The sequence below is a fragment of the Streptomyces sp. genome (assembly GCF_035563135.1).
Taxonomy (GTDB): domain Bacteria; phylum Actinomycetota; class Actinomycetes; order Streptomycetales; family Streptomycetaceae; genus Streptomyces.
This window is the reverse complement of sequence record NZ_DATMVN010000245.1, coordinates 1-11,284: the sequence shown is the minus strand read 5'-3', so window position 1 is coordinate 11,284 and position 11,284 is coordinate 1. Positions and strand designations below refer to the sequence as shown.

Here is an 11,284-nt window from a genome sequence, read left to right as displayed (position 1 = left end):
GATCGTCGGCGGCGAGGACCAGGAGGAGCGGGAGCACAAGCTGGGAGCCTGGATCGGGAACCAGCGCTCCCGGGCGGCGACGCTGACGCCGGAGCGGATGGAGCTGCTGTCCGCGATCGGGATGCGGTGGTCCTGATGGTGGGCGTCGTCGTCACCGCGGTCTGCTCGGTCAAGACCTGGACCAGTTAGCCCGCTGGTCAGGCTCTGGCGACCGGCGCGACTTTGGTGCGCCGATTCGCGCCGACTTCTCCCCACTCACCTCAACACACTGTCAGGATGATGTTCAGGACCTAGGGTGTGTACCGATCCAGAGGAGCGTGATGGTCGGATCCGCAGGAGTACGTCGGGCCACTCGCTGGCAGGATTCGGTGCGGCTGCTGTTGCTGATCGACGCCGCCGCAAAGCCGGCGGCCGAAGGCGAGTCGGTGCCGCCGGCGACCGTCGGGGTGGTCCACACCCAGGTGCGGCTGCAGAAGCTCGACTTCTGGGTCCGTAATCCGGACTACCTGGCCTACGAGCTGATGAACGAGTACGTGGCCGCTCCGGACGTTCCTCGGCTGCTGGAGCTTGCCGCAGAGATTCTGGAGTCGGAGGAATCGGATCTGCGGCGCTTCCCGATGCTGCGTTACAAGTACGGCGCCTTCGAGGAGCTCGATGACGCTCTGGCGCCGCTGGTGGAACGGGGGCTGCTGCGCAAGACGCAAGTCCTCGGGCGTGAGCGCGTGGTGGAGCACATCTACTTCCTGCTGGAGCGGGGCCGGCAGGTGGCGCAGTCGATGGTCGCCGAGGCGCCCGCGCTGGCCTGGTACGTCGAGCGCACCCGCCTGGTCGTGGACCTGGTCGACGGTCTCGGCGGCACACAGCTAAAGGACCGGCAGTACCTGCTGCGGGACTACGCCGACACCCCCTGGGGCCAGCACATCGGCCCCATCACCGAGCAGGCCCGCGAGCGGCTGCGCGAACTTCAAGCGGCACCAGGCCCGGGAGCCACGGGCGACACTGACCAGGAGGCTTCATGACCGCGCCCGGCCCGGCCCGCTCCGACGCGAAGGACCTGACCGTCGCCCCGAGCGCCAGCGACATCCTGAAGGAGGTCGCGGAGAAGCTGGGGCTAACGCCGGTGCAGGTCGAGCGGACTCTGGCCGAGGCGAACATCACCCTGAAGAGCCCGACTGCCGCCGACCGGCGGCTGCGCATCATCCGGCTGCGCGCCAGCGGCACGAAGCACTCGGGCGACGACTTCACCGTGGAGCAGCCCTTCACTCCAGGGGTGTGGGCGATCGTCCACCCGGACAACAGCGCTGGGAAAACCAGCCTGCTGGAGTTCCTCGTCTTCCCGTTGCGCGGCGGGCCGCGCGATCTGCCGCCCGATGTCCGATCGTGGCTGCGGCATCTGAGTGTGGACATCGCAGTGGCGGGCCGGGCGATCCGCATCGTCTTGGACGTCGATGACCAGCCGCACCCCCAGTTGCGGGGCCGGATCCTCGCCGGGGAGTCCACCGACCATCTGCTTGCCGCAGACGACGAAGCGCTTCGTCTGCTGGCGACAGCATCCGGCAACGAGGAGGTGAGCCGGTGTATCGGTGAGTTCTTCCTGGACGCGATGCGTATGGAGCACACCAACCTGTGGCAGGTGACCGGCGGCGCCGACGGCGAGGGAGCCCCGCAGGTCCACGGCTGGGCGTCGTACTTCGGGGCCTGCTACCTCAATCCCGGTGGGGACGAGATCCTGCTCGGCGATGTCGCCGGTGGCCTGCCCGGACGGCTCATGGAGCTGTTCGTCGACATCCCGTACAGCACGGCCCTCACCCAGCTGTCCGTCGCCGGGAAACGGGAGAAGAAGACGATCACCCAGGGGCAGCGCCGCGCGGAAGGGGACGCGGAAGCCCGCCGGACCGAGCGCGAGGCGTGGCAAACCGAAATCGCCGACGTGACTAGGCAGATCGAGGCGCGGCGCCGGACGGCTGCCCAAGACATCTCCCCACTCCTGCGGGCCGCCGACCAGGCTGCGACGGAGCTGCGCGGCATGCGGGCGCTGTTGGAGGAGGCCGAGCAGACGCTCACGGAGGTGTCCGGCGCCCGGATGCGCGCGGAGCAGGGGCTACTGGATGCCCGGGAGACGTGGCAGGCCCGGCGGGTCCTGGGACGGCTGGACCCGGTGTGCTGTCCGCGGTGTGAGGAGCCGCTGGGCAGCGTGCGGCGCAGCGAGGAGCGCGAGCAGGCGAACTGTGCGGTGTGCACGCGGCCGCTGCCCGAGGTCGACCCGGAGACCGCCGAAGCGCTGCTGGCGGAGCTGGAACAGACCCTAGAGCGAGCCCAGGATGCCGAGCGGGAGGCAACCGACCGGCGGCTGAGGGCTGTGGAGGCGGTGCAGAGTGCTCTGGCCGACCATCGCGAGGCAGCGGCCGGTCTGGAGCAGGGACTTGCCACCTCACAGGCCCACGACCGGCTGCGTGACCTGGAGATCCGGGCTGCCGAGCTCCGCGGACGGCTCGAGGCGACCGGATCGACGCCTCCGGCTCCGCCGGTCCCGGTGTCCGCCCAGGTCCTGGCCGCCACCGAGGAAGCCGTCCGCGCGGCCGTCGACGCTGCGGCGAAGCAGCTGTTCCCGGCGATGAACGAAGCGATCGTCGAGCTCGCCACACGGTTCGGCGTGCAGAACCTCGACAGCGTCAAACTCGACCGCGCCGGCAAGGTCAACGCCGTCAAGGCCGGGGTGAAGACCACGTTCAAGAGGCTCAGCCGCGGCGACCGGCTCCGCATGCGGATCGCGACCGTCATCGCGCTTCTGCGTGTGAGTGCTGACCGTGGCGTGGCCACGCACCCCGGCCTCCTTCTGATCGACTCGGTAGCCGCCGAAGAAGTCACCGAGGTGCCAGCCCGCACCCTGATCGCCGAGCTGCAGGCCATCGCCGCAGAACTTCCCGAGCTGCAGGTCGTTCTCACCACGGCGCAGCCCGAGCTCGTCGACGCCCTGCCGAAGGACCACCTCATCACCAGCGACGGTGAACACCTGTTCTAAGCTGCTCGTTCGCGAACCGGCCGGCGACAAGGAGAGGACCGTGGCCCCAAGCGTGGACCAGACGCTCCAGGCCTGGGCCAGCAACGCGACCGACGACGAGCTGGACACCGGGCCCTCGATCGCGGACCTCGGCGGTGCCGAGGCGGTGATCGCGGAGGCCGACCAGCTCGCTGCCGGTCCACTCCTGCCCTATCTGCTCACGGCACTCGGCCGCGACCTCGACGCCGTGGACGGTGACCAGGCCCGGCAGTTGCTCGACTCCGCGGCCCAGGGGCTGCGGAACCCCCAGGCCGCCTGGGTCCTGGCCGACGCGATCGACGTGGTGTGCGCCCACCCGGCGCTCGCCACCCGCCTCGGCACCCGCACCGTCCGAGACCTTGCCGCACACGTGGAGGCCGCGCTCGCCGGCGACGCCGATGCCGCCCTCGCCCAGCCGTCCGTCGCCGGACTACTACGCCTGGCCGTCGCGCAGACGGCCACCCCGCACCGCCTCATGGCGTTGCTCGCCGAGATCACCGGGGACGAGCCGTCCGAGGCCCTGGAGCGCCTGCCGATCCTGGTCGGCGTTGCCCACGACCACTTCGGCGACGACGCCCTGCTCGATGTCCTGAGCGCACTGGAGAACCAGACCGATCTCCCTGCGGGCACCCGGGCCGACGCTACCTTCGAACTGGCCGTCGCGGACATGCGCAGCGCGCTGGAGGCATCCGACCGCTCGGCCGTCGAAGACCATCTGCGCCGGGCACTGATGCGGTTCAAGGACCTGGACCGCACCCACGAGGCCCGGCTCGACGCCCGCGCCCACGCCGCCGCCGTCGACGCGGTCCTCGCCTTCGGTGAACTCGACCAGCAGCCCGCAACAGCCGCACCCTCCGAGCAGCGCCTGGCCCAGGCCGCCGCCCAACTGGATGCCACGACCACTCTGCTGACCGAGTGGACCCGCGGTATGCACCGGCTGGACTGGCTCAGCGCCCGCGGACTTGCGCAGAGCGCCTGGTCCCGGCTCGTCACCTCACTCCAGACCGCCCGCACCCACCTGGACCAACCCAGCTGGTACGACCCGGCTAGCACCCTCGGCGACCTGCTGGACGTCTACGTCGCCAGCCGCAGCATCCACACCACCCGGACCGACGGATCCGGCGGCCTGACGGCACTGGTGAGCCCACCGGTGGAGGCCGCGTTCGTACGCAGCGACGGCCTCCTGCACCACCTCGAACAGGCCCTCACTACCGACCCGCAGTTCACCGGCTCCCCCGACGCGCGGGCGCTGTATGAGGTCGTCCAGACCCAGCGGCGGGCACCATCGTCGACCGGGCAGGTGATGCCGGGAAAAGCCCTGGAGGGCCGCCCTGCTCTCGCCGGGCTCTTCCAGGCTGACGCCTCGGGCCTGCGTGACGACCTCGACCCGCTGGTCCTGGATCGGATCGAGCAGCTCTTGCAGCAGCAGTCCAAGGGCTACACCCCCAGCGGCAACGCCCGCTTCGACGCCCACCTGGAATCCCTGCTCGGGGAGCTGGCCACCAGCCCCGCCTGGACGCAGCGTGACAGCTCCTACTTCACCACTCTGCTGGAGCAGTTCCTGCGGTTCCTCTACGACCGGTTCGACGCCCAGGCCGACTACTACGGCGCCCGCACCGCCTACCTCGGCCCCTGCCCCGACAAGAAGCCCGACGGCAGTCCCGACCACTGGGACGAAAAGCACGTCCAGGACGACCTCCACCAGCACCTCGCCGGCACACTCATCCCCGGCACCGTGCAGCGCGAACTCATCGACGTCGCCAGCGGACGCACCGACGTCACCTACACCCCCGAGCCCGGCAGCCGCTTCGTCGCCGAGGTCAAACGCCGCGACACCAGATGGACCCGCGAACGCATGAAGAAGAGCTACATCGCGCAGGCCGCCAACTACACCGCCACCGGCCCTCCGTTCGGCGTGCTCCTGGTCGGGGACGACAGCGGCCACGCCAGCGGCTACCGGAGCATCGAGGACAGCGTCTGGATCATCCACCACGCGCGCAGCGCCACCGAGGTACCCCGGCTCATCGTGGTCGGCATCCTGCCGATCGGGCGCCCGACCCCGTCCGCACTACGTATGCCCCGCGTCACCACCTGACCCTTCCTCGGGCCGGTCACCCTGTTGACGCCTCGGGCGGCCGGGACCGGGTCAGGTCTAGGCGGGGTCGAAGGCGTGGAGGACGGTGGCGATGATGGCGTGCACGGCGCTCCAGTCGCCTTCGGGCTCTTTCCCGGGAGGACCGGCCAGCACGGTGCCGCACTTCCGCTCGAACCTGTCCTGCATGGCCTTCTCGTCCTTCGAGGTGAACCCGTCGGCGCCGACGGCGTTGAGCGGCAGTAGCACCAGCTGGCCGTCGAAGCCGGTAAGGACGTCTCGGCCTAGGTAGAACTCGAGCGTCCCGGCTTCCGACAGAGCGGGCGTCGGCAGAGCCCAGGGTCCCCTTGTGCTTGCTCCCCGGTGCCGGCGGCTTTCCCTGCTCAGCCGCGCAGGCGGGAGAACCAGCCAGCAGCCTTCTGCCCGGGCATGGTCGACTCCTGCTCCGGGTCCTGGCGCCTCGCGTCCGGCCGGGCCTGCTCCCCGTCGATCTCGCGCAGCTGGTCGCAACCCTCGCACAGCGTCGGTAAGGGCTCCTGGGTCATACCCCCGCCCACGCACTCGTCATTCATCACGAACACGGGCGCGACGACATCGACGGCCACCAGGGCGGTGGCCCGCGTCCGGATCGCTGCGGCTGCGGACGTACTCAGGGCCGGACAGGATCACTCCCTGTCCGGCCCCGCTGCTTGTTTCGTCAGCCCGTCACGATGGCCAACGGCTGATGGTTCATCGCCTACGAGTCGTCTTCTTCGTTTTGCCTCAGGTGGTTCATGGCGAAAGGGATCTCCTCAGGATGGGTGGTTGTCCGGGCCAGCACCCAGGCGGTGCGGGCGTCCATGCCGGGCCCGTAAGCCGCTGCCAGACGCCGGGCGCGGCATGTGGTCAGTGGTGCCAGCAGCCACCGGCTCAGCGGAAATTTGATGCGTGTTGTGGAGGCGTCACGATGGGGATTCACCTGTGCCTCCAGCAGTGCTGGTGTCCGGGAGAGGGCCGACAGCTTCCTTGCGTGGGCAGTGGGGTTCGGAGCACTGGGTGTGGTTGCAGGCCCGGAGGTTAGCCAGGGCGAAGCGCGCTTCGATCAGTGCCTTGTCGTCTTGGTCCGGGCTTCCGTACAGGAAGCGGGACATGGCGTCGAGCGGGGTGTGGGCGTTGCGAACGTCGGTGAGGATGCCGAACGTCGTGGTGCGGTTCAGCCGGCCCTCGTGGGCGGCTCGGGCCCAGCCGAGGAGGATCTGGTGGGCGTGGTCGCGCACGTCTGGTTGTCGCAGGGTCTGCATCCAGCCGTTGATCAAGAAGTCCCGGATGGCCGGGGCTGCTTGTGCCGCGCTCATGAGGGTGTCCAGGACGCTGTGGGTGGGGTCGGTGAGCGCTAGGAAGGCCCGGGGCCCGGCGAGATGAGTCGGGTATCTCTCGAACCAGGTCTCAACCGTGTCGACGACTCGTTGGAACCCGTCGGTACTCGCGGCCGCGTGTGCGCTCAGGGCACCGGCGGCGATACGGGCTGCTTCGTCGTCGAGGGCCAGGATGTGGCGTAGCCGGACGAACGCCATGTGCGGCCATCGCATGCCGTAGCGGCCGCTGCAGGCCTGAGCGACGACCATGCGGCGATGGGAGTGGCCCTTTGTCGCCCAGTCCAGCAGTTGTTTGTGGGCGGCTCGTGCGAGTTCTTCGGTCTCCGCGGCTCGGGTGATGAGTGCGGTGACGATGCGAAGGCGTTGTTCGTCGGGGGAGGTGTTGGTCCAGATGTCGAGGATGGGGAAGAAGGGGGATTCCACCGCTGTAATGGACAGGTCAAGCAGCCGGGATCCGATCTGCTCGGCCCAGTTTTTGGCGATGCCATCAGGGGCCGTGATGCGGGCGAGCCAGTCCCTGGTTTCCTCTCGTTCATCGGCCCAGTGGTGCCAGTCCGTACGGATGGCGGAGAGGGCGAAGCCGGGGCGGCTGTGGAAGGCGGCAGTGTCGTCGGCCGTTTCGACACCGACGTCAGCCAGTCGGCGCCGGGGGCTGCGGCCTTCCCGGTAGCGGCGTGCGAGTGCTTCATCGCGGGAGCCGAACGCGGTGGCCGCCTTGATGCACAGTTCGAGAGGGGCGCCTTCGAGATAGGCAGCGGCAAGCAGCATCATCCGGTCCGGGCCACGGGTACCTGAGCCGGCGAGCTTCTCCTCAAGGAAGTTGGTCCACAGCAGGACCTCCTCCCGGATGCGCCGCAGTTCCCTGACCCCCTGCTGGTACTCCGGCGAATCGGGTGGGCTCTCTCTGTGTTCGACAGCACGGGCGAGTCGACCGGGGTCGATGTTGCGCAGGCGCCCGGCAATCGCGACCGCGTCACCGGGGCTGACGGTGCGCGTGATGAGGTCGGACAGAATGCCCACGGTCCGGTCGGGAACGGATTGGCGTAGCAGGCCGCGTGTCGCAGCGCGCTGGACATCTGTCTGCAGCCAACCCGCCTGTGCGTGGCTGCCGGCATGAGCGAGGTGATTGCGTGCGACCTGAACTGCGTCAGGGCGTACCGCGCCGATCTCGAAGCGGTTGTCCCCGCGCCAGTCCCGCTGGCTGCCGGTGATGACCAGGCAACTGCCAACAGCGTGCAGCTCTTCCGCCCAGGTCGTGAGAGCGCGGGCGGCATTCTCGGACATCAGGCGCGAGGCAGCATCGATCAGGTAGCCGTGCCCGGCGATCGGCTCGGGCAGGACTTCCCTTTCCGGGACCTCGTCGTCCTCCCAGTCGGCTGCGAGGTCATAGAGCTGGGGAGCCCCTGAGGAGGTGGAAAGATGGGTGTGCAGGGCGCGGACTGCTGAGATACGCCGTCCTGTGCCGCGTTCTCCCACGACGACGGCGAGGCCATGCGCTGCAAGGAGATTTGCGGCCTGCTGTGGGGTAGGCGTGTGTGCCCAGAGCGGTTCCAGGGCTGCTTCCCGGTCACCGCGTGCAATGGCGATGACCGGCAGTTTCGGTCGGCCCGTGATGTTGATGTTGCCGGTGTTGGAACCGCCGACCTGGACGGTCGGGCCAAGGTTGCCGACAGCGGATTGTCCGAAAGGTGGCGGGCTGGTGCGGGGCTGGGGCAAACCCTGCCCGTCTGGCGTGGTCACCTTCGCTCCGTGTTCAAGCTGCCGGAGTTGTCCCTGCCGATCTGGATGACGGAACCAGTGTTGTTCTCCGCACTCTGGCTCACTCCGCTCTGCTGCTCCTCCGGCTTGCGCCGCGCCATCGCCGCCAGGTCGTCGGCTGCTTCGGGGAAGTCTTCCACCAGGGTCAGCAGCCGCCGGCTCCACCTCTCCCGCAGGGCCGCTTGATCCAGCGTGGCCGCCTGCTCCTGGTCAGCGTCGAGCCGGGCGAGCTGGCGTTCTTCCTCCTCCTGACCACCTCGCCGGAAGAGTCGCGCTGCCAGAGAGCGCATCGACGCCCAGCTCTCCTTGGCCATCTCCGCGACCAATGCAGCTGCGGCCGCCCCCGCCATTCCCACCAGCTGTGCCTGATCCAACACGGCCCTCGCCCCCATCCAAGATCCAGCGGGTGACCGAATGATCACCCATTGCAATCAGGAACAGTTTCAGAGAAGTCTGCACAGAGAGACAGAGTTGGCGAGAATGGCTCAAATCAGACGGTCGGGGCATTCACGCTGCCGAGGATGCGTATGAGCGCGAACAGCCCCAGCCCTGTCCAAGCCGCCGCCACGGCGCACGACGAATCAGTCCAGCCAGTGCACCAGGCGCGCTGCGTCGTGTACTGCCAGAGCGCGTTCCTCCAGGCCGAAGGCGTACTGGCGGGCCTCGTCGCTGCCGTGCGTCAGTATCAGGCCGGACATGCCTAGCAGCCGGGCGCTGCCCAAGCAGGCTACGTCCAGAGCGAGGGCGAGCATCTCGGGAGAGATGTCGTGGGCGGACAGGGTGCCGTCACGGTAGCGGGCCATATGAACCAGGCCGATGGGCGTGCTGTGCGTGACCTGGCTCAGCAGTGAGTACGCCACCGGCAGCCATCCCGGCTCGGGGTAGGGCGCCCCCAGATGCAGGAGCATCTCGTCGATCGGCGGCAAGGGCTGGCGGCCCTTGGAAATCGTCTCCGGGCCCTCGATGACGCTGTCGGGCATCTGGAACAGTTTCGTGGCGGCCGCGCGGGCCACTCCGTTGCTGGAGAAGAGCGCGATCGTCTTCTTCTTCCTTGCTCGGAACTCGTCGAAGTAGCGGGTGGACCGCTGGACGAAGGCCTCGTCGTCCTCCGCGTCCTGGGCCAGCCAGGTGAACCGGGCGGCTTCCTCCAGAAGCATCCGCGCGGCGAAAACCGACGTGACGGCCGCATGCTCGTCGAAACCGCTCATGACGGTCGCGAACGTCGAATGAGCACCGCTGTAGGCGAGAACGCTCGCTAGTTTGGGGTCGCCATGGGCCCAGGGGCTCGTGACCCAACTGCTCACGAAAGCGTCGTACTTCCGGACCGCTGAAACGACCGCACTGGCATTGCCGATGTCCGGCAGCACATCGCCGCTGGCGATGACGGCCGCTGAGCGAAGACGCCTGTCCCGGACCTTGACCCTGACTTTCGGCGGGCCGCCGGCAGGGGGCCGCGGATCGCCGAGTCCGTGCACCGCGCTTGCCGCGGTAACCACCTCTTCGGTCAGCCGCATCAGAGTCCTGAGGAAACCGGCCTGCTCCACCTCCGGCGGCCAGGACTCCGGAACGGCTGCGCACGCGCCCAGAAGTGTCACGGTGACGCCGACGGCGGCTACGTGCATGAACAGTGCTTCGTGGTCAGCCCGCAGATCATGCCCGGGAACCCCGCCGACAGCCAGGCTGCTCTGCATGCCCAGCAGGTTGCCGTGCCCGGCATGCCCAAGGACCATCACCGCTCCGCGGAGCCCGGACATCGCCAGCATGCCCCACGCAGCTTTGAGGAGATCCTCGATGCCTCCGCCCGTCAGCACCGGCTGCGCCGGTCGAACCGGAGAGGAAGCAAGAAACAGGTCGAGGAGTTCCGAACCATCAGGCAGGGACGGTGCCGACAGCGCTGCCAGCGACGCTCCCGTCAGGTCGGTGATGCCGTCCAGCGGAACGAACCACCGGGCAAGATTGGGGCAGCTCACCTCGTGGGCGGACAGAAAACCGCAGATCCGGTCGCGCTCCTCGAGCATGCTGCCCAGCAGCGCCTGCCGTCGTTCCGCGGGAGATTCGGCAATCCACTGCCACAGCAGGCCGTCATCGAACAGACTCCGGGCTAGCGCCCCTACGACTGTTCCCCCTATCCCCGAACCCAGCAGCGAGTCGGCGCAGGCATATCGCCAACGGGCGTAGGGGAATGCCGACTCGGCGAGGAACTGGTCACCCGGCCCATCGAAGTGGAACACCGCAGGAAGCGTGTCCAGATGAAAGCGCAATGCTCGTGTGGCCGCTCGCAGGGATACCACCGAAGGGTGTGGCTCCCTCCCGTCAGGCCATGTACCTTCAGCTCCCGACCACACCTCGCCCATCCCCGTCACCATCTGCTGCTTGTCCCCTGTTCTCACGGCCAGGCCCCGGCGACATCCCCTCGCCCTAGCGACGGTACGGCCTTCGCTAGGGGGCGGCCCTTCGCCGCCCTCCCGCCCTCCCGACTTCCCGACTTCCCGACTTCCCGCATGGTCCAGGGTGCGGCAGCACCTCCGCAACACGCCAGCGGCTGTCGCTGTTCACGCATGGAGGTTGTTCTTCGAAGCCGCGGCCTCGCGGCCGCGGTGCGGTCCCGGATCCTGTGGGTGGTGCGCTTGCTGATCGTCCCGGCGCACCGGGTGCGGCGTCTCGGTGTCGTCGCGGCGCGTGTAGCGATTCATCGTGGTGTGGGCCCGGTCGGCCGCCTCGCTGAACGCGTCCTGGAGGTGGCGCAGGCGTTCGGCGGTGACATCGAGGGCTTCGACGTCCGTGCGCGATTCCCGCAGGGCCCGCAGCGCCGTCATGTCCAGCGCCTCGCGGCGGCCGGGCTTCTGCTCCTGGTCGTCGTGCTCGGGGTCGGTCGGCTCGGGTGGGAGCAGCTGCTCGGGCATCGCCGCCTGCTGGTGGGCGACGACGTCGTACGCCCGGCCCCGCACGGCGGCGGCCGTGGTGGTGTGCAGCTTCTCCCGCACCACCGCTCTGGCGAGGACGGCACGGTCGTACTGGAGCGGGATGCGGGGGATCTCC

The 11,284-nt window shown here is 68.8% G+C and carries 10 protein-coding genes; 4 read left to right on the top strand and 6 right to left on the bottom strand.

The features are described from left to right. The first annotated feature begins 1 nt into the window (after position 1). From VN520_RS10575 to VN520_RS10560, 4 genes are all read left to right on the top strand, one after another. Complete coding sequence (locus tag VN520_RS10575; RefSeq protein WP_325746612.1) at positions 2 to 136, top strand: helicase associated domain-containing protein; 135 nt, start codon at positions 2 to 4, stop codon at positions 134 to 136. A 184-nt stretch (positions 137 to 320) separates the two neighbouring features. Then, entirely contained in the window at positions 321 to 1,019 is a 699-nt protein-coding gene (locus VN520_RS10570) for a hypothetical protein (RefSeq protein ID WP_325746611.1), read from the top strand. Next, positions 1,016 to 3,022: a hypothetical protein gene (locus tag VN520_RS10565; RefSeq protein ID WP_325746610.1), complete on the top strand. Its 2,007-nt coding sequence runs from the start codon at positions 1,016 to 1,018 to the stop codon at positions 3,020 to 3,022. Before VN520_RS10570 ends, VN520_RS10565 begins: the two co-directional genes overlap by 4 nt. Positions 3,023 to 3,062: 40 nt before the next feature. Next, a complete protein-coding gene (locus tag VN520_RS10560; RefSeq protein WP_325746609.1) occupies positions 3,063 to 5,135 on the top strand; it encodes a hypothetical protein in 2,073 nt (690 codons plus the stop codon). A 57-nt stretch (positions 5,136 to 5,192) separates the two neighbouring features. Here the strand turns inward: VN520_RS10560 and VN520_RS10555 are convergent, their stop codons facing one another. From VN520_RS10555 to VN520_RS10530, 6 genes are all read right to left on the bottom strand, one after another. Next, positions 5,193 to 5,381 carry a hypothetical protein gene (locus VN520_RS10555; protein ID WP_325746608.1) on the bottom strand — a complete coding sequence of 63 codons (189 nt, stop codon included), beginning with the start codon at positions 5,379 to 5,381 and terminating at the stop codon, positions 5,193 to 5,195. A 134-nt stretch (positions 5,382 to 5,515) separates the two neighbouring features. After that, the gene (locus tag VN520_RS10550; RefSeq protein WP_325746607.1) at positions 5,516 to 5,737 is read right to left on the bottom strand and encodes a hypothetical protein; all 222 of its coding nucleotides are present in this window, start codon (positions 5,735 to 5,737) and stop codon (positions 5,516 to 5,518) included. 336 nt (positions 5,738 to 6,073) lie between these two features. After that, positions 6,074 to 8,227: a hypothetical protein gene (locus VN520_RS10545; protein ID WP_325746606.1), complete on the bottom strand. Its 2,154-nt coding sequence runs from the start codon at positions 8,225 to 8,227 to the stop codon at positions 6,074 to 6,076. Continuing rightward, on the bottom strand, positions 8,224 to 8,622 hold the full coding sequence (locus tag VN520_RS10540; RefSeq protein WP_325746605.1) for a hypothetical protein: 399 nt from the start codon (positions 8,620 to 8,622) through the stop codon (positions 8,224 to 8,226). The genes VN520_RS10545 and VN520_RS10540 overlap by 4 nt, the downstream gene beginning before the upstream one ends. 204 nt (positions 8,623 to 8,826) lie before the next feature. Further along, the gene (locus VN520_RS10535; protein ID WP_325746604.1) at positions 8,827 to 10,599 is read right to left on the bottom strand and encodes a hypothetical protein; all 1,773 of its coding nucleotides are present in this window, start codon (positions 10,597 to 10,599) and stop codon (positions 8,827 to 8,829) included. A 198-nt stretch (positions 10,600 to 10,797) separates the two neighbouring features. Beyond that, on the bottom strand, positions 10,798 to 11,284 hold a 487-nt coding region (locus VN520_RS10530), incomplete at its 5' end, for a hypothetical protein (RefSeq protein WP_325746603.1).